This window comes from Bacillus paramycoides, assembly GCF_038971285.1.
Taxonomy (GTDB): Bacteria; Bacillota; Bacilli; order Bacillales; family Bacillaceae_G; genus Bacillus_A.
The window spans coordinates 3,932,358-3,950,689 of the sequence record NZ_CP152427.1; the positions used below are offsets into that span (position 1 = coordinate 3,932,358).

Below are 18,332 nucleotides of genomic sequence, written 5' to 3' on the forward strand. Positions count from 1 at the left end.
TTTGTAAGCGGTTACTTTTTTACCCCTTCTTTTTTCTTACTATTACGCTGATCGAAAGCTAAACCGATGAAAATTAAAATTCCCCAAAAGATTACGCTACCTCCAGTCATTTCAATTTCCCCCTTATTATATAAAGATATTATTTTAATTATTATAACACTTTCTTAATTTTCAATCTATTAAAACTAAAAATGATATTATTATCTATCCTTTAAAATGTATTTGTATAACAAAAAAGACCTTTTATATAAAAAGGTCTTTTTCCATTATACAAGACTTATCACTTTCGTTTTTGTAATTAAATCCTGAAAACCACAATTATCTTTGCGGAATAACATCATATATACGTTACATAATATCGGAATTCCAAGTAGTACTATGTTTGGTAATAACAATACAAAAAACCGTATCGTTAATGTTTGTATTGTTAACTTTTCACTCTTCAATGAAATTAATTTTATTCTTGTTACCTTTTTACCAAGTGTTACACCGTTCCAAATAAAGGGTACCAAAATAAAATATATTGCCATTAATATAAAAACTACTGCAAGATCATATCTATAATCGCCAAAACTAATATTAAAGCGATTAAAAATAGCACTATAATTTCCAGTCATAACAGCTACTACTGCACCATACATAACCGAAATTAAAAACATGTCAATTAGGGAAGCACCTATGCGATTCATTACAAGCGCTGGACGATGCATCTTTACCTTCATTTTTATGTCGACTCCTTCATATCCTTCTTTACCCGTCTCATCGTACCACTTCTAAAAACCATTGTAAACTAGCGTTTCTCTTACTTTTCTTGTACAATGTGTTACAACAGCATTGTAAAGGAGGTTCCCATATTGAAAAAATGGATAATCCTATTCGTCGCATTCCTATTAGCCGGTTGTGCTGGAAATACAAATCATATAACATATACGATTAACGATGAATACGAACTCATACGTACTTCTGGAAATGCATTTGAACTTTTCCCCACGCAAGATGCTGTATATGCCACACAATACATTCCTGCAAAAATTACAGACATAGCCTGGGATGATAAATACATTATTGCAAAACAAACTGAGGAAAAGTCAGATCCGAATAATCCTGACGCAGCAATTGCAAATAAAAAAAGTGAGCATTATTGGATTATTGACGTAAAGCATAATAAACGCTTTGGTCCCTATAATGAAAAGCAATTTAATGAACAAAAAGATGCGTTTAAAATTAAGGTGCCTTTTCAAAGTGTAGACTCATACATAAAAGAACAGAAAAAACAGTCAGCATAATATTTTCAGTGCTGACTGTTTTTTCTTACATATATTTAAAAACAAATTACTCAGAAAGTGAGATGTTAAAAGTTTGTGGCTCTGTTACAACATCTTGCATTTCTGCATCTGCTGCGACTACATTATCTGTTGTAAACTTAATATCCTTTACCTTTTCTTTTCCATCATCAAGTATTAACCCGATAATACCATCTCTTGTTTCACCTGGCTTATAGTCTTCTCTAGATACATTCTTTGTACCAACGAGCGTATCTTCATCATATAAAAAGTTTTGAGTTGCTACTTTAAAATGTTGCTTATCATTAATCGCAACATCATTCATAGAGAAAAATTGGATATTTTTATTCCCGCTATTCTCCACCTTATATGTAATTTCAACGTAACGAATCGTATCACTAATCTCTGTTCCACTTAGCGATGCATATAACTCTGCATCTTCTTGACTTACTTTATCTCCTAATCTACGCTTTACTTCTTCAGGAGTTAATGCCGTATATACTTTTAATGTATCTTTTGCATCTTTACTCATCTGTGATAAAGAGATTACTTTCACACCTTGTACGTGAATTTTCATTGGTGCTACTTCAAATGTTTGATTCACCGTATGAATCTGCTCTAACTTAAAAGTACCCCAACCTGTTTCTTTCACTTTTTGTCCTACTTTTTTCAGCTCACGCCCGCCGTATTCTTTTGTTTCAGGAATAGATTCTTTCTTCTTCGGTTCAACTTTCTTTTCTTCTTGATGGAAGCAACCACTTAACATAAGAAGAAAACTACATAAAACAAAAATACTTTTCCATGCTTTCATCATATAATTTCTCCTAACACTATCATTCATTAATATTAATTAGTCCTTTGCTTTGTAAACTACAGAAACAATGAGCAGTCTACAAAACGAACTTGTCAGTCCAGATACTATTATACCCCCTATTTGGAAAATATGAAAATAGGGATCTGCGAACGCGTGAACGACAAATATAAGAGCTGCCACAATGATTGCCGAAATCCAATACTTCCTTTTTTCTGAAGCTATCATAATATCTTTCCCTGTTTCATCTTTATACTTCCATAGTACGTACAATAGTAATAATAAACCAATACATGTACTCCCGTGTTGCATATATTTATACACTGGAATACTATGTAATTCTCTTTGTAAAAATGGTATTTTCATAACGAAGTAGCCCGTATTATGAGTAAACGCATCCCAAACGACATGCGTGAGCATACCAAATAAAGCAGAGTAGCAAAATACAAAAGAATCCTTCCATGTATGAAGCCCCCACCTCTTATCTACTGCATATGTATAGTAGCCAGCAAACGGTTTAGGTAAATGTGTTATAAACGGCTTTTTTAAAATGTAATGATACATATATGCGAGCAGAAATACAAGTGGTAAATTTAAATACAAGAACCCAAGCCATGTATGCCCAATAACACCATACGGTCTAAAGTGTAAAAAATATTCAAAATCAGGCGCCATACTCCCTAATATAAGAGCCGTTACTGAAATATATTTGGACTGCTTTTTCACAAAAGGAAGGACTGCTGCTGGATGTGCAAATGTAAATGGCATGTTTTGACTCCTTTTTATAATTACAATAGATTACATACTATCATAACGACATGAATAATCTACATGCAATATTTATTTTCACATTGGAATATGATAGTTTAAATGATATAATCCACATAAAATATTCAGAAAATAAGAAGGAATTCATGTGTCATTAACAATTGTATTTGCTGCTTTTTTAGAATCAAAATCCGTTATGAATTGAGGTTTATATATTGATTGACGTACCCTTTTTAAAAAATATCACATTAAAAAAAGAAAGTATCCCTAGTTTTTCCGCATATCCTTACTGTCTACCCGCTATCAGAACATTACAATCACTAGCTTTCCACCCAAATGTAACATTCATTATTGGAGAAAATGGAACGGGTAAATCAACATTACTCGAAGCAATTGCACTTGCTTTAGGATTTAATGCAGAAGGTGGAACGAAAAACTTCCGCTTTAGTACAAACGATTCACATTCATCTTTACATGAATACCTTCGAATTTCCAAAAGTTTCAATACACCAAACGACGGTTTCTTTCTTCGTGCTGAATCATTTTATAACGTTGCTTCTTATATTGATGAAATAGATGCTATAAAATCTTATGGCGGTGTTTCACTTCACGAACAATCCCATGGTGAATCATTCTTTTCATTATTTATGAATCGTTTTTCAGGACAAGGTTTATACATTTTAGATGAGCCTGAGGCCGCTCTATCACCAATGAGGCAACTTTCCATGCTTATTCGAATGCACGAACTAGCGGAACAAGGTTCACAATTTGTTATTGCGACGCATTCTCCTATTTTAATGGCTTACCCTGAATCCACTATATACTCTTTAACACAAGAAGGGATTCACGAATCCGCCTTAGAAAACACCGAGCATTACCAAACGACGAAACTTTTCTTTGAAAATCGTGATCGATTATTTCATCATTTATTCAATTCTTAAAAAAAAAAGAAGCAGCGATTGCTGCTTCTTTTTATAGTGCTTCTATAAATAATGCTACCCCAATACCGCCGCCGACGCATAGAGAAGCAATTCCTTTTTCTAACCCGCGTCTCTTCAATTCATGAATTAAACTTACAGTAATACGAGCTCCTGTACAACCGATTGGATGTCCAAGTCCTACACCACTACCGTTTACATTCACTTTTTCACGATCTAAACCCAGTTCTTTCTCTACAGCTAAGTATTGCGCAGCGAAAGCTTCATTAATTTCCAGTAAATCTGCATCTTCTAATGACCAATCTACTTTTTCTAATCCTTTACGAATTGCTGGCGCTGGTCCAATACCCATAATTTTCGGATCTACTCCAGCTACTGAATATCCAACAATTCTAGCTAACGGTTGTAAGCCTTTTTCTTTCGCTTTTTCTTCGCTCATTAATACTAGAACCGCGCTTCCGTCATTCAGGCCAGATGCATTACCTGCAGTTACTGAGCCGTCTTTACGGAAAGCTGGTTTTAATCCTGCTAATTTTTCTGCTGTAATATCAGCACGTGGATGTTCATCCTTTGAAAATACTACTTCTTTTCTACGTTCTTTTATTGTAATAGGAACAATTTGATCGTCAAAGTTTCCAGACTCGATTGCCTTCAGTGCCAATGTATGACTGCGAAGAGCAACTTCATCTTGTTCCTCTCTTGTAATTTCATATTGTTCAACTAAATTTTCCGCTGTTTCCCCCATCATAATATGATGAATCGGATCTTCTAACACTTCCCACACCGTATCACGAATTTCTCCGTGCTGTAGACGTTGTCCCCAGCGGTGTTGTTTCAATGCATAAGGGCTTGAACTCATTGCTTCTACTCCACCTGCAATAACAACATCACTTACACCTAATTGTATTTGCATTGCAGCTGACATAATTGCTTGCATACCTGAAGAACATTGGCGTTGGATTGTATACCCTGTAACTGTGTCAGGAAATCCTGCCGCTAATGCAGCTGTTCTTGCCGTATTTGCTTCATCAGTTCTTTGAATACAATGACCTAAAATCACTTCATCAACTTCGTGTGGTTCTACCCCGCCTCGTTTTACAGCTTCCTGAAGTACAGGAACAGCTAATTCTACTGGCGTTACATTTTTTAGCGCTCCCCCAAAAGTTCCAATTGGCGAACGAACTGCAGCTGTAATAACAACATTATGCATTTTGCACTTGCCCCTCTCTTATGTACCCTAGTCAGTTTTTAGGTGAAATTCCATAAGATGTATATCTACAACTATCATACTATAAACATACTAAAAAATCAAAATATTTAATATAATAAAAATAGAAGGAATTAACCTTCTATTCTGTCAATGCATATAAAAATTTTTGTAAAATTTTCTCTGTCGTTTCATTTAATTTTGGTAACTTGTCTACCGGAAAATATTGAAGCTTCAATCCCTCATGATCAAGCCTTAATTCTCCACTTACATGATGCCCCTGATACAGATGAATGACATTAAAAATTTCATCCCCATTAGGATAACGGAAATATACTTCTTTTCCTGAAAGGACACCAAGAAATTGCATAATTTTTGCTTGTAGCCCCGTCTCTTCGAATAATTCTCTACGAGCAGTTTCTTCTGTCGTTTCTCCTAGTTCCATCGCGCCGCCAGGTACACCCCAATCATATGTATCTGAACGATATTGAAGCAATACTTCTTGATTATCATTTAATATAATTATTGCTGACCCAACGAGAATAAGTGGCCTTGTCCCAACGACTTTGCGTAACTCCTCAATATACCCCAATATGTAAACTCTCCTTTCCTCACCCTCCCTTATCATAACAAAATTTTTCTCCTTTTGTTGATGTAATTTCCAAGAAAAAAAAGGAAGCTTTCACTTCCTTTTTTTCCACTTCTATTTCTTAAAACTTTCATATTTTACAGCTTCGAAAGCTTCTTCAATTTCATCATTACGATAATGGACGTATGTAAAGCGCCCTATTTCTACTAATCTTGCTATTTCTTGTAACGCTTTCTGTTGCTCATATGTTTCCTCCAGCTTAATATGTACATAAAATTTCATTAATGGATGTTCATATAAAGGTTCTCCCACCTCTACATATACATCTTCCACCCCTTGTACAACTCTTACATAACTTGCAAATTGATAAAGAGCTTCTCTGTCTGAAACGATTTTTAATGTATACATATATTCTCCCCCCTTTTCTTTACTATATCAAAAAGATGATCACACTACGTTATAGAACTATGAAATTTTTTTGTCTTGTAATAAACGAGGCGTTTATCCATACATAGGGTCTTTTCCCAACATATATTATAGGAAGAATTTTTTCAGTTGAGGTGTTCCTTATGGATCCATACGTCAATATATGTATTTGCATTACTCCAGGCGCCGATATTTCTAATGATCGTATCGCAAAAGATTTAGCAGTTGCAGAATCAATTTGGCACCCGATTACATTTCAAATTAAAGAAGTAATTATTTTAAATGAACTTTTTCGTTTTTTTGACCGCGAAATTAGTTATAAAAATTCTATTCAAAGTCAGGAAAAATTAGCATCTTTTTTCCAAACATGTGTAAATGAAGCTCCTGAATGCGACCTTTATATTTGTTACATTGGCAGTGATTATTTCAAAGAAACAGCAGTAATTGCCTGTGCTTACTCTTTAGCAAAACAACAGCAACTTACTGGTTATATCGTTTTAACAAATTCAGCTGCTCCTATGAAAAATATATATACGCTCGCTCACGAAATCGGTCATATTTTATTTACAAGACGTGTTCACGGAAAACTGACTCACGCAGATCCTCATTCCCCAACTGGCTCAGAGCACCATCCTTCTCCATCAAATCTTATGTACCCTATCGTACCTCGTCCTGAAAATGTCCACATTCAATCCCTATTAACGAACGAACAAAAAGCACTCTCTTTACAAAGTTCTTTATTACAAAGAAAAAAACAGTAACAATTTTGTTACTGTTTAAAACAACTTATTCCAATCCATAAACCCAAGCCCGGCTGCTAGGAATAAAAATAAGCAACTAAACATAAACATAATACCTCTGAAAATCCCTATATAATATTTCTTTGGAAATAATTTTTTGCATATCCAAAGCAGCCCTTTTCCTATTAAACCGGAGAACAAAACATAACCCGATGTGTCATCTAATAAAGTATCGAAATAATCATCGTGTACCTTTTTCGAAAAGGTAGTATATAGCCCCAAAATCGTTAAACCTAAAAATATAGTAGATAATATACCTAGAAATATACTTTGCATGTTTGTTCCCCTCTTAATAAAAAATTTAGTTCGTTCACTAGTAATATAAAACTAACTTACAGTCTTTTTCTCCTCATTTTTCAAAGACCATCGCATTAATACATATAAACTTCCGTACAGAAGTAAAGATTCTAACATGCCCCAGTATGGACTCTTCTCTCCCAATCCCTTAAATACAAACATAATGAATAGTGGTACGATAACAGCCAATATTCCAATCCATCCAAGTATGTACGCTTCCCCAATTAACAGTACTAACAAGATAACTCCAGCTAGTATATAACTTTGTATAGTCGTTAATTGTAATACAGGTGTCCCATACCACTTATTCATAAACATTAATAATACTAGTAATAAAATTGGTAGCAAAGCTGCTACATAAAGAATGCTAAATTCTTTTATTTTGCTCTTAAATGATGACATCTTAAAAGCAAATATAATTCCTACAATCGTAATCATTAAAACAATTGGGTATCCAATTAATTGTACATTCGTTAATATAAATTCATGATTTGGGCTTTCAAATAAAATATTTGTAAGTAACCAATACCCGCCAATACCAATAATCATTCCTAAAATACTTTTTATACTCCCGCCTTTATCCTTTTCCATCTCTTTCGCTAATTCTTCCGCATATTCTTTTGGTGAATCACCGAATATATCACTTACCGTCTTTCCCTCTTTCTCGCCTTCTATTAAATGAAGTTCTGCATCTTCTAGAAAAGCATCCACATCTTCTTCTTTCATTCCTTTTGTTATTAAATATACTTTCGTATCGATTAATAACTTTTCACCTTCTTTAGAAATTTGCATGGTAATCCCTCCCTCATTTAACCGCTTCTCTTCTATTCGTCTTCATCATAATTTCAAGGAAGATTAAAATAAACAAACTTCCGTATAAACATATAACTTGAAATAACATTGGCACGAGATCTTCTAATGTAAATGTTTTAAACAGTAACATAATCGAAAGTGGAATAATTAAATATAAGTTTTTAAACCATCCATCAAAATACATATTTACCGCTACTGTAATGATAAAAATACCACCAGCTAATAAATAACTTTGCATTTGAGTGAATATAAACATTTTTGTAGGATATATCACATCTAGTACCGTAATAACTCCCATTAAAAACATTGGCGCTATCATAACTAAAAACCACATAGAAAACCACGTTTTTGAAAAACTTGTTATAAAAGTCATTTTGCGAAGTAGAAAATTAGGACCTATCACAACTAAAATCAACGAAAAACTATACCCAACACACTGAATAAGTGACATCTGTAACAATCCGTTATTCACTATTAGAATAGAAGCAATAATCCAAAATGATACGATATTCATTACTGTAAAACCAATTTGCTTCCACGTTTCCTGCCTATCTCTTTCCATTACTTTTACAAGTTCATTTGCATATTCTTTCGGTGAGCTTCCGAAAACATCTTCTACACTTTTCCCGTCACTCTCACCCTCGATTAAATGAAGTTCTGCATCTTCTATAAAATTTTCAATATCGCTTTCTTTCACACCCTTTGCCGTTAAAAATAATCTCATATCTAATAAAAACTTTCGTGCTTCACTTGATAGCATTATTTTTTACTCCCCTTCCCTTCAAGTAGACGCTCTACACTACTTTGCATCGCTTCCCAGCGATCCATAAATTCATCAAGTGCTTCCTCGCCTTTTTCTGTTAATGTATAATATTTTCGCTTTGGGCCAGATGGAGATTCCTTCATTACACTTGTTATTAGCCCTTCCTTTTGCATTCGTATTAATAACGGATAAATACTTCCTTCACTCGCCATTGTAAAGCCATACTTCGCTAGCTTTTCACTCATTTCATAACCGTATATTTCACCTTCAGAAATAATAGCAAGTAAGCATCCTTCTAAAATCCCTTTCAGCATTTGACTTGTCGACATAATTCAAATCCTCCTACTATCTTGTTTTACAAGATAGATAAGCGTAAGTATCTTGCTTTACAAAATAGTATAGCAAAGACTATTTTGCAAAACAAGATAGCTAACAATATTTTTCCAAATCTTTGCAGGATTTTTATTATCTACTCTCTAAATAGAGCACTATGAGAACTTTATTATGAAGGGATGTTTTTCATCATGGTTACAAATCGAGTTGTTTTTTTAACAGGCGCTGCAAGTGGTATTGGTTATGAAATGGGAACTGCTTTTGCAAAAGAAGGTGCAAAAGTCGTTATTACCGACCGTCTTGAAGAACGCGCAAAAGAAGCTGCTGAACAATTGCAAAAAGAAGGCTACCAAGCTATCGGTTTAAAATGTGATGTTACATCTGAAGAAGAAATTAAAGCTGCAATTTCTCAAACAGTTAATCATTTCGGTTCATTACATATATTAATTAACAACGCAGGCATGCAACACGTTTCATCAATTGAAGATTTTCCAACCGAAAAGTTTGAACTACTTATTAAAATTATGCAAATTGCTCCTTTTATCGCAATTAAACATGCCTTCCCAATCATGAAAAAGCAAAAGTATGGTCGTATTATTAATGTCGCATCCATTAATGGCCTCGTTGGATTTGCAGGGAAATCCGCCTACAATAGCGCGAAACATGGCGTAATTGGATTAACAAAAGTTGCCGCTTTAGAAGGTGCTACTCATGGAATTACCGTTAACGCTCTTTGTCCTGGTTATGTCGATACCCCTCTCGTACGTAATCAACTACAAGATTTAGCTACAACACGAAATGTACCTCTTGAAAATGTTTTAGAGGATGTCATTTATCCACTTGTACCACAAAAACGCTTATTACAAGTACAAGAAATCGCGGATTATGCTATATTTTTAGCGAGCGAAAAAGCGAAAGGTATAACTGGTCAAGCTGTCGTTATCGACGGTGGTTATACTGCTCAATAAAAAATAAAGTTTGCTCTTTGTGAGCAAACTTTATTTTTTATCCCAGGGACCTTCCTACTTTAGTAATTGTTTAGGGAGTTTCTCGATTGCAACAATTACCCCATCTAATTTACTTTCAATACGGTGGAGTAAATATAGTGTTACAACAATCGGAAACCCTACATTACCTACCATCCTGATCCACTCTTCCATCTTTTCCTCCTCCTTCCATTATATAAATAAGAGAAAAGAAAACATTTAGGCATAAAAAACAAGCTATTATGTATTAGCTTGTTTTTCAAATAATAATGCAATTTCTCGTTTATAATCCCCGCGTATAATACCTCGCTCAGTAATAATGCCTGTAATTAATTCGTTTGGCGTTACATCAAATGCTGGATTATAAACAGTAGTTCCAACTGGCGTTACTTGTTTCCCAAAAATTTTCGTAACTTCTGTTTCGTCTCTTTCTTCAATAACAATTTCAGTGCCTATTTGTTTCGTAATATCAAATGTCGATAGCGGAGCTGCAACGTAAAACGGGATATCGAAATACTTTGCTAATATAGCTAAATTCATTGTTCCGATTTTATTTGCTGTATCTCCATTTGCGACAATTCGGTCCGCTCCTACAATAATTGCATTGATTTTTTTCGTTTGAATAGCATGAGCTGCCGTATTATCTGTAATAAGTGTTACATCAATACCTGCTTGTTTTAATTCCCAGGTCGTTAAACGCCCACCTTGTAAAACCGGTCTCGTTTCACACGCATACGCATGTAACCGTACACCTTTTTCTTTCCCAATATAAAACGGTGCTAGTGCAGTACCATATCTAGCAGTTGCAATACTGCCAGCGTTACAAATTGTTAAAATGTTATCACCGTCTTTAAAGCATGATAATGCATGTTCTCCAATACTCCGGCATACCGCTTCATCTTCTTGCTGAATGAGAAGCGCTTCTTCTTCTAATATTTTTTGTGCTTCTTTTATTGTAGTAATTTCTTGAATAGATTCTCTCATACGATCGATTGCCCAAAATAAATTGACTGCTGTCGGGCGTGACGTCCCTAAATAATTATAATCTCTATTAAACTTCTTTTGAAATTCTTCAATATTTACAGTGTTATATTTTTTTGATGCAAGCGCCAAGCCAAATGCAGCTACAATTCCAATTGCAGGTGCTCCTCTTACTTCTAGCATGACAATACTTTTCCATACCTCTTCAATCGTCGTTAATGTTTTGTATTCTGTGCTATGCGGCAACTTTGTTTGATTTAATACTGTAATGGCATCACCTTTCCAACTGACAGACCTCGGAATAGTAACAACTGTACTCATGCTTTTACCCCTCCAGAAACTGTCTGTTGAAATAATGTTCGGAACAGTTGAATATCAGCGTTCTTAGATTCATATTTTATTAGTTCTTTACCTAAGGATAACGCTTGTTTCTTGGCTTGAATTCTCTTTTCTTTATTCGCTATTCCATCTAAATCAGCTACATGCGCTAAGCCAATTGTTCTTCGGATAAGCTCACACCCAGCAAATCCGACTACATCCGTAAAAATATTTTGCAAAATAATCGGCAACCATTGTTTCTCTTTCGTATATGCTTCTACACCTTCTCCAATCCATAACTTCGTAAAAGTATCTACGAAATAACTCCATGTTTTCTCAATATGGAAAAATAGCACCCTTCTCTGTTCTTCCTCTCTAGATAGAGCATTTAATAATAGATTTGCAATAAATTGACCAAGATCAAATCCAAATGGGCCATATGTTGCAAATTCCGGATCAATCACTTTCGTTTCAGAAGTTGATGAAAAAATACTACCAGTATGTAAATCACCATGAATAAGTGCTTCTTTTCTCGTTAAAAACTTATATTTATATTGCGCTACTTTTAATTTTAAAGTTTTATCACTCCACAATTCATCAACCGCTAGTTGTAACTCCGGCTCATAATCATTCGTATCGTAATGGCCAAACGGATCTGTAAACACTAAATCTTCTGTAATTTTGCAAAGGTCCGGGTTTACAAATACACCTTCTAATACCCTTTTCTCTTCTGACTCTAACCCGAAATCTGAAGTATAAAATAAAGCATGTGCCAAAAAACGACCAATATGCTGAGATAATAGTAGGTACTCTTCTCCTTCTATTAATCCTCTTCTTGTAATTGTAAGTCTTGATAAGTCTTCTATGACTGTTACGGCTAACTCTTCATCATGACTGTACACGACCGGCACGTATTCCGACACATACCTCGCAAAAATTTGCAGTGCCTTACTTTCAATCGTCGCTCTTTTTATAGACAATGGCCAGCTCTCACCAACTACTTTTGCATATGGCAGTGCTTGTTTTATTATAATAGACTTCTCTCCATCATCTAATTTGAACACGTAATTTAAATTTCCATCTCCAATTTCATGACAAACTACATTTGCTTTCTTTTCAAAATAACCATGTTCTTTCGCATATTGTATAGCTGTCGTTTCAGTTAATGAATAATATCCCATCGTCTTCTCCCCCTTTTTTAAATTCAGAGGTTTTTCTGACGTAGAAAAACCTCTTTCCACTAAGAAAGAGGTTTGAAGTTTATCTTCTCCCCTCTTATCTGCCAGAAAGTTTTACTTTCTGCTGGAATTAGCACCGTGCCTTTTGGCGTAAATAAACGCCCCATTTCACAATGGTATTACGGTCGGTTGCTGGGCTTCATCGGGCCAAATCCCTCCACCTGCTCTTGATAAGAGTTGTATAATTTTTTGAATTTTTAACTTTATGTTGAAGACTATACCAAGAATAAAAATCACTTGTCAACATTTTATTTATATAATTCTGGACGACGATCTGCAAAAACTGGAATTCCTTTGCGAACCTCTTTAATTTTCTCAAAATGAAGCTCTCCAAATAAAATTGATTCTTCTTCATTCGCTTCTACAACAACCTCGCCCCAAGGATCAATAATTAAAGAGTGACCGGCAAACTCATTATTCGGGTCCTTTCCTGCCCTATTACATGCGACAACATAACATTGATTTTCAACTGCTCTTGCTTGCAATAGTAAACGCCAATGTGCTAAACGAACTAATGGCCATTCTGCTACAACAAATAAAACTTTTGCACCTTTAGCAGTATGAACGCGCATCCATTCCGGAAAACGAATGTCATAACAAATTGTGCCGGCGCACTCTACATCATCTAACTTAAATTCACCCGTACTATTTCCGGCTATTAAATATTTATGTTCATCCATAAGCTGAAATAAATGTACTTTACTATATTCATTGACTAGTTCTCCTTCCTTGTTTACAACATACATTGTATTTGTAACACCTTGTTTTGTTTGCTTCGCTATGGAACCACCGACAATATGTACACCATATTGTTTCGACCATTCTTTCAACTTTTCTTTCGTTTCCAATCCATCCCTATCTGCAATTTCAGAGAGTCTTGTTAAATCATATCCTGTTGTCCATAGTTCTGGTAACACAATAACATCTGGTTTTTCCTTCATCGCTTCGCTTATTTTATTTTTAGCATTCTCAATATTTTTTTCTACATCTCCAAAGACAATGTCCATTTGAATACATGCGACTTTCATTTTGTCAGCCCCATTCATAATTTTTTCTTTACAAAATACTGGAAAGATTATATCATTTGTCACTAGAATTGTAACAACTTTCAAAAGAGGTGGAAAGTATGAAATTATTTCAACCTTCTGAGATAGTAACATCATTGCCGACACAATTTTTCGCTTCACTTGTTGCAAAAGTTAACAAAGTCGTAGCAGCTGGTCATGATGTTATTAATCTAGGTCAAGGTAATCCAGATCAACCAACACCGCAGCATATCGTAAAAGCTTTACAAGATGCTGCAGAAAAGACCATTCATCATAAATATCCGCCATTTCGCGGACATGAAAGTTTAAAAGAAGCCGTGGCAACATTCTATCAACGTGAATATGATGTAGTAGTAAATCCCAAAACAGAAGTTGCTATTTTATTTGGCGGAAAGGCTGGATTAGTAGAATTACCAGTTTGCTTTACAAACCCTGGTGATACGATTCTCGTTCCAGATCCAGGATATCCAGACTATTTATCAGGTGTTGCTTTAGCAAAAGCACAATTTGAAACAATGCCGCTTATTGCAGAAAATAATTTTTTACCAGATTATACAAAAATTGATGAATCTATTGCGAAACAAGCAAAGTTAATGTTTTTAAACTACCCAAATAATCCTACCGGTGCTACTGCATCAAAAGATTTCTTTGATGAAACCATTCATTTCGCGAATAAACATAATATATTAGTTGTTCACGATTTTGCTTACGGTGCTATTGGGTTTGATGGTCAAAAGCCCGTTAGTTTCTTACAAGCAGACGGTGCCAAAGATACAGGAATTGAAATTTACACTTTATCGAAAACTTTCAATATGGCTGGATGGCGTATTGCTTTTGCAGTAGGGAATGAAAGTGTCATTGAAACAATTAACTTATTACAAGATCATATGTATGTTAGTATTTTTGGTGCAGTGCAAGATGCTGCCCGTGAGGCACTTTTAAGTTCACAATCTTGCGTCGTAGACCTTGTAAATAGTTACGAATCTCGCAGAAATGCTCTTATTTCAGCGTGTCACTCAATTGGTTGGAATGTAGATATTCCAACAGGATCATTCTTTGCATGGCTTCCTGTACCAGAAGGTTATACATCTGAGCAATTTTCTAATATTTTACTAGAAAAAGCGCACGTTGCAGTTGCTCCTGGTGTTGGATTTGGTGAGCACGGCGAAGGGTATGTCCGCGTTGGTCTCTTGCATACAGAAGATAGATTACGAGAAGCCATTAATCGAATCGATAAATTGAATTTTTTCAAAAAATCATTGACAACATGAAAATTATCTGACAAAATTCAGTTATCTTAAAAATTTAAACATTTCTAAATACTTCTTATCAAGAGCAGGTGGAGGGACGAGCCCGACGAAACCCGGCAACCGATCTACAATTGTAGACACGGTGCTAATTCTCGCAGCATTACGCTGACAGATAAGGAGCTGGTTGTAAAAAAACCTCTCCTTAGCTGAGAGGTTTTTTTATTTAACTAGGAGGTTATAACAATGAGCGGAATTATAGCGACGTATTTAATCCATGACGATTCACATAACTTAGAAAAAAAAGCTGAGCAAATTGCACTCGGTTTAACAATTGGATCTTGGACACATTTGCCAAATTTATTGCAAGAACAATTAAAACAACATAAAGGCAACGTCATTCATGTTGAGGAATTAGCTGAACAAGAACATACCAATTCGTATTTACGTAAAAAAGTAAAACGCGGGATTATTAAAATCGAATATCCTTTATTAAACTTCAGTCCAGATTTACCAGCTATTTTAACAACTACATTTGGAAAGCTATCACTGGATGGCGAAGTAAAATTAATTGACTTAACTTTTTCAGACGAATTAAAAAAACATTTTCCTGGTCCAAAGTTCGGCATAGATGGTATTCGAAACCTTTTACAAGTGTATGAGCGCCCTCTTTTAATGAGTATTTTTAAAGGGATGATTGGACGAAATATTGGGTATTTAAAAACGCAATTACGCGATCAAGCAATTGGTGGTGTAGATATCGTAAAAGATGATGAAATATTATTTGAGAATACATTAACACCACTTACAAAACGCATTGTATCTGGAAAAGAAGTTTTACAATCCGTATATGAAACGTACGGACATAAAACCTTATATGCCGTAAATTTAACCGGACGAACTTTTGATTTAAAAGAAAATGCGAAACGTGCAGTGCAAGCTGGGGCTGATATTCTATTATTTAACGTATTTGCTTACGGACTAGATGTACTACAATCACTTGCAGAAGATGATGAAATCCCAGTTCCTATTATGGCACATCCTGCTGTAAGTGGTGCTTACTCAGCATCCAGGTTATATGGAATTTCATCTCCATTATTACTCGGAAAGCTATTACGTTATGCTGGCGCTGACTTTTCATTATTCCCCTCTCCATACGGGAGTGTTGCGCTAGAAAAAGAAGAAACTCTTGCTATCTCAAAATATTTAACTGAAGACGATGCATTTTTCAAGAAGAGCTTCTCTGTTCCATCTGCTGGTATTCACCCTGGTTTCGTTCCCTTTATTGTACGAGATTTCGGTAAAGATGTTGTTATTAATGCTGGCGGCGGGATACACGGACATCCGAATGGAGCGCAGGGTGGCGGTAAAGCCTTCCGTACTGCGATTGATGCTACTTTGCAACATATACCTCTTCATGAAGTAGATGACATAAATTTGCATAGTGCACTACAAATATGGGGAAATCCCTCTCATGAGGTGAAATTATGAGTATTCAAGTATTTTGTGATTTTGATGGCACGATTACAAATAATGATAACATTATGTCCATTATGGAAAAATTTGCACCACCAGAAGCTGAAGAAATAAAGAATAGAATTTTATCACAAGAGCTATCTATTCAAGAAGGTGTTTCTCAATTATTTCAATTCATACCTACTAATCTACACGATGATATGATTCAATTTTTAATAGAGACTGTTGAAATCCGTAGTGGTTTTCATGAATTTATACAATTTGTAAATGAAAATAACATTTCTTTTTATGTTATATCAGGTGGGATGGATTTCTTCGTCTATCCACTCTTGCAAGGACTTATTCCAAAAGAGCAGATTTACTGTAATGAAACAGATTTTTCAAGTGAATACATTACCGTTAATTGGCCTCATCCTTGTGATCATCATTGTCAAAATCATTGCGGATTATGTAAATCATCTTTAATCCGTAAATTAAGTGATACGAATGACTTCCATATTGTAATTGGAGATTCCATTACTGATTTACAAGCTGCGAAACAAGCAGATAAAGTGTTTGCCCGTGACTTCCTTATTACAAAGTGTGAAGAAAATCATATCGCCTATACACCTTTTGAAACATTTTACGATGTTCAAGTTGCATTAAAACATTTGTTGGAGGTGAAATTATGAAACAACTTTTTCGTCAATGGTATGACTTAAGTGAGATAAAAAAAGAATTAACAACACGACATTGGTTTCCTGCAACGAGTGGTAATATTTCTATAAAGGTTAGTCATGAACCACTCACTTTTCTCATTACAGCAAGTGGTAAAGATAAAACAAAAACGACTCCAGATGATTTTCTATTAGTAGATCATCTAGGAGTTCCCGTATTAGAGACTGAATTACGTCCTTCAGCAGAAACAATATTGCATACACATATTTATAACAATACGAATGCCGGATGCGTACTTCATGTTCATACAACTGATAACAATGTCATCACAAATTTATATAGTGATGCAGTCACCCTTCAAAATCAAGAAATTATTAAAGCTCTTGATATTTGGGAAGAAGGTGCAACAATTAATATTCCTATTATCGAAAACCATGCCCATATCCCAACGCTTGGAGAAAACTTCCGAAAGCATATACAAGGCGATTCGGGAGCAGTATTAATCCGTAACCATGGTATTACCGTATGGGGACGAGATAGCTTTGATGCAAAGAAAAGATTAGAAGCTTATGAGTTTTTATTCCAATTTCATATAAAACTATTATCAATTCAAGGAGGCGTTTCTAATGGCGCAAATTCGTATTCATGAAGTAAATACTCGCATTGAAAATGAAGTGGAAGTATCTAAATTTCTACAAGAGGAAGGCGTTTTATATGAGAAATGGAACATCTCTAAGCTTCCTACTCATTTAAATGAAAATTATTCTTTAACAGATGAAAACAAAGCTGAAATATTAGCTGTGTTCTCAAAAGAAATCGCTGATGTTTCAGCGCGCCGAGGTTATAAAGCACATGATGTAATTTCACTTTCAAATAGCACACCTAACCTTGACGAATTATTAATTAATTTCCAAAAAGAACACCATCATACTGATGATGAAGTTCGCTTTATTGTTAGTGGTCATGGCATCTTTGCCATTGAAGGAAAAGATGGAAAGTTCTTTGACGTTGAACTTGAACCAGGCGATCTCATATCTGTTCCTGAAAATGCCAGACATTATTTTACCTTGCAAGATGATCGTCAAGTTGTAGCTATTCGTATTTTTGTTACAACTGAAGGCTGGGTTCCAATCTATTAAGGTAGTCAGTTGAATAAAAGGTCTTGGACCCCCTTTTCCAACCTTTTATTCACTCTACATATATACATCCTCCTATGGAACAGGCTTATTTCAAAAAATGAAATAAGCCTGATTTTTTATTTTCTCAAACATATGAGTCCTTCTATTCCAAAACAATCTCTCCTTCTATTTTTCAAGTGAATTTTTAACACTTTTTGAACATTTATTGAACTTTTT

The 18,332-nt window shown here is 34.9% G+C and carries 24 protein-coding genes and 2 riboswitches; of the genes, 9 read left to right on the top strand and 15 right to left on the bottom strand.

What is annotated here, in order from left to right:
- Window positions 1-11: 11 nt before the first annotated feature.
- Window positions 12-110: a flagellar motor protein gene (locus AAG068_RS20155; RefSeq protein ID WP_073516315.1), complete on the bottom strand. Its 99-nt coding sequence runs from the start codon at window positions 108-110 to the stop codon at window positions 12-14.
- Between the two features lie 156 nt (window positions 111-266).
- A complete protein-coding gene (locus tag AAG068_RS20160) occupies window positions 267-722 on the bottom strand; it encodes an RDD family protein (RefSeq protein WP_342715601.1) in 456 nt (151 codons plus the stop codon).
- A 132-nt stretch (window positions 723-854) separates the two neighbouring features.
- On the opposite strand from AAG068_RS20160, the gene AAG068_RS20165 reads away from it, so the two are divergent.
- Window positions 855-1,286, top strand: coding sequence for a DUF3997 domain-containing protein (locus tag AAG068_RS20165; RefSeq protein WP_000758784.1), 432 nt, complete (start codon window positions 855-857; stop codon window positions 1,284-1,286).
- Between the two features lie 46 nt (window positions 1,287-1,332).
- Here AAG068_RS20165 and AAG068_RS20170 read toward each other — a convergent pair whose 3' ends face one another.
- A complete protein-coding gene (locus tag AAG068_RS20170) occupies window positions 1,333-2,097 on the bottom strand; it encodes a hypothetical protein (RefSeq protein WP_342715602.1) in 765 nt (254 codons plus the stop codon).
- 36 nt (window positions 2,098-2,133) lie between these two features.
- Window positions 2,134-2,862, bottom strand: a complete 729-nt coding sequence (locus AAG068_RS20175; RefSeq protein WP_342715603.1) for a DUF4184 family protein — start codon at window positions 2,860-2,862, stop codon at window positions 2,134-2,136.
- Between the two features lie 215 nt (window positions 2,863-3,077).
- On the opposite strand from AAG068_RS20175, the gene AAG068_RS20180 reads away from it, so the two are divergent.
- The gene (locus AAG068_RS20180) at window positions 3,078-3,803 is read left to right on the top strand and encodes an AAA family ATPase (protein WP_342715604.1); all 726 of its coding nucleotides are present in this window, start codon (window positions 3,078-3,080) and stop codon (window positions 3,801-3,803) included.
- Between the two features lie 31 nt (window positions 3,804-3,834).
- On the opposite strand, the gene AAG068_RS20185 is transcribed toward AAG068_RS20180, so the two are convergent.
- The 3 genes from AAG068_RS20185 to AAG068_RS20195 all read right to left on the bottom strand — a co-directional run bounded on the left by AAG068_RS20185 (window position 3,835) and on the right by AAG068_RS20195 (window position 6,004).
- A complete protein-coding gene (locus tag AAG068_RS20185; RefSeq protein WP_342715605.1) occupies window positions 3,835-5,010 on the bottom strand; it encodes an acetyl-CoA C-acetyltransferase in 1,176 nt (391 codons plus the stop codon).
- Window positions 5,011-5,149: 139 nt separating this feature from the next.
- On the bottom strand, window positions 5,150-5,599 hold the full coding sequence (locus AAG068_RS20190; protein WP_142286701.1) for an NUDIX hydrolase: 450 nt from the start codon (window positions 5,597-5,599) through the stop codon (window positions 5,150-5,152).
- A gap of 111 nt (window positions 5,600-5,710) precedes the next feature.
- On the bottom strand, window positions 5,711-6,004 hold the full coding sequence (locus AAG068_RS20195; protein WP_098667449.1) for a DUF3928 family protein: 294 nt from the start codon (window positions 6,002-6,004) through the stop codon (window positions 5,711-5,713).
- A 161-nt stretch (window positions 6,005-6,165) separates the two neighbouring features.
- Here AAG068_RS20195 and AAG068_RS20200 point away from each other — a divergent pair, with 161 nt between their 5' ends.
- Window positions 6,166-6,783 (top strand): ImmA/IrrE family metallo-endopeptidase, encoded by a 618-nt coding sequence (locus AAG068_RS20200; RefSeq protein ID WP_342715606.1) that lies wholly within the window; start codon window positions 6,166-6,168, stop codon window positions 6,781-6,783.
- A gap of 15 nt (window positions 6,784-6,798) precedes the next feature.
- Here the strand turns inward: AAG068_RS20200 and AAG068_RS20205 are convergent, their stop codons facing one another.
- The 4 genes from AAG068_RS20205 to AAG068_RS20220 are packed head-to-tail and all read right to left on the bottom strand — an operon-like array spanning window position 6,799 to window position 9,024.
- Window positions 6,799-7,098, bottom strand: coding sequence for a DNA-binding protein (locus AAG068_RS20205; protein WP_342715607.1), 300 nt, complete (start codon window positions 7,096-7,098; stop codon window positions 6,799-6,801).
- A 51-nt stretch (window positions 7,099-7,149) separates the two neighbouring features.
- The gene (locus AAG068_RS20210) at window positions 7,150-7,911 is read right to left on the bottom strand and encodes a DUF1129 domain-containing protein (RefSeq protein WP_342715608.1); all 762 of its coding nucleotides are present in this window, start codon (window positions 7,909-7,911) and stop codon (window positions 7,150-7,152) included.
- A 13-nt stretch (window positions 7,912-7,924) separates the two neighbouring features.
- Complete coding sequence (locus AAG068_RS20215) at window positions 7,925-8,692, bottom strand: DUF1129 domain-containing protein (protein WP_342715609.1); 768 nt, start codon at window positions 8,690-8,692, stop codon at window positions 7,925-7,927.
- Window positions 8,692-9,024: a PadR family transcriptional regulator gene (locus tag AAG068_RS20220; RefSeq protein WP_076539953.1), complete on the bottom strand. Its 333-nt coding sequence runs from the start codon at window positions 9,022-9,024 to the stop codon at window positions 8,692-8,694. The genes AAG068_RS20215 and AAG068_RS20220 overlap by 1 nt, the downstream gene beginning before the upstream one ends.
- Before the next feature lie 195 nt (window positions 9,025-9,219).
- Here AAG068_RS20220 and AAG068_RS20225 point away from each other — a divergent pair, with 195 nt between their 5' ends.
- Window positions 9,220-9,996 (top strand): 3-hydroxybutyrate dehydrogenase, encoded by a 777-nt coding sequence (locus AAG068_RS20225; RefSeq protein WP_342715610.1) that lies wholly within the window; start codon window positions 9,220-9,222, stop codon window positions 9,994-9,996.
- A 54-nt stretch (window positions 9,997-10,050) separates the two neighbouring features.
- On the opposite strand, the gene AAG068_RS20230 is transcribed toward AAG068_RS20225, so the two are convergent.
- The 4 genes from AAG068_RS20230 to AAG068_RS20245 form a co-directional block, all read right to left on the bottom strand.
- Window positions 10,051-10,188: a YvrJ family protein gene (locus tag AAG068_RS20230; RefSeq protein ID WP_000393345.1), complete on the bottom strand. Its 138-nt coding sequence runs from the start codon at window positions 10,186-10,188 to the stop codon at window positions 10,051-10,053.
- Window positions 10,189-10,254: 66 nt separating this feature from the next.
- Entirely contained in the window at window positions 10,255-11,316 is a 1,062-nt protein-coding gene (gene mtnA / locus AAG068_RS20235; protein WP_342715611.1) for an S-methyl-5-thioribose-1-phosphate isomerase, read from the bottom strand.
- A complete protein-coding gene (gene mtnK, locus AAG068_RS20240) occupies window positions 11,313-12,494 on the bottom strand; it encodes an S-methyl-5-thioribose kinase (protein ID WP_342715612.1) in 1,182 nt (393 codons plus the stop codon). Before mtnK ends, mtnA begins: the two co-directional genes overlap by 4 nt.
- A gap of 91 nt (window positions 12,495-12,585) precedes the next feature.
- A riboswitch (SAM riboswitch) is annotated at window positions 12,586-12,728 on the bottom strand.
- A 71-nt stretch (window positions 12,729-12,799) separates the two neighbouring features.
- Entirely contained in the window at window positions 12,800-13,663 is an 864-nt protein-coding gene (locus AAG068_RS20245) for a carbon-nitrogen family hydrolase (RefSeq protein WP_342715613.1), read from the bottom strand.
- A gap of 14 nt (window positions 13,664-13,677) precedes the next feature.
- On the opposite strand from AAG068_RS20245, the gene AAG068_RS20250 reads away from it, so the two are divergent.
- The 5 genes from AAG068_RS20250 (at window position 13,678) to AAG068_RS20270 (ending at window position 18,116) form a co-directional block, all read left to right on the top strand.
- A complete protein-coding gene (locus tag AAG068_RS20250; RefSeq protein ID WP_342715614.1) occupies window positions 13,678-14,868 on the top strand; it encodes a pyridoxal phosphate-dependent aminotransferase in 1,191 nt (396 codons plus the stop codon).
- 52 nt (window positions 14,869-14,920) lie between these two features.
- Window positions 14,921-15,026: riboswitch (SAM riboswitch) on the top strand.
- Window positions 15,027-15,090: 64 nt separating this feature from the next.
- The gene (mtnW, locus tag AAG068_RS20255; protein ID WP_342715615.1) at window positions 15,091-16,335 is read left to right on the top strand and encodes a 2,3-diketo-5-methylthiopentyl-1-phosphate enolase; all 1,245 of its coding nucleotides are present in this window, start codon (window positions 15,091-15,093) and stop codon (window positions 16,333-16,335) included.
- Window positions 16,332-16,991: a 2-hydroxy-3-keto-5-methylthiopentenyl-1-phosphate phosphatase gene (locus AAG068_RS20260; protein WP_342715616.1), complete on the top strand. Its 660-nt coding sequence runs from the start codon at window positions 16,332-16,334 to the stop codon at window positions 16,989-16,991. The genes mtnW and AAG068_RS20260 overlap by 4 nt, the downstream gene beginning before the upstream one ends.
- The gene (locus AAG068_RS20265) at window positions 16,988-17,626 is read left to right on the top strand and encodes a methylthioribulose 1-phosphate dehydratase (protein WP_342715617.1); all 639 of its coding nucleotides are present in this window, start codon (window positions 16,988-16,990) and stop codon (window positions 17,624-17,626) included. The genes AAG068_RS20260 and AAG068_RS20265 overlap by 4 nt, the downstream gene beginning before the upstream one ends.
- Window positions 17,604-18,116 (top strand): 1,2-dihydroxy-3-keto-5-methylthiopentene dioxygenase, encoded by a 513-nt coding sequence (locus AAG068_RS20270; RefSeq protein ID WP_000057317.1) that lies wholly within the window; start codon window positions 17,604-17,606, stop codon window positions 18,114-18,116. The genes AAG068_RS20265 and AAG068_RS20270 overlap by 23 nt, the downstream gene beginning before the upstream one ends.
- The last annotated feature ends 216 nt before the right edge of the window (window positions 18,117-18,332 follow it).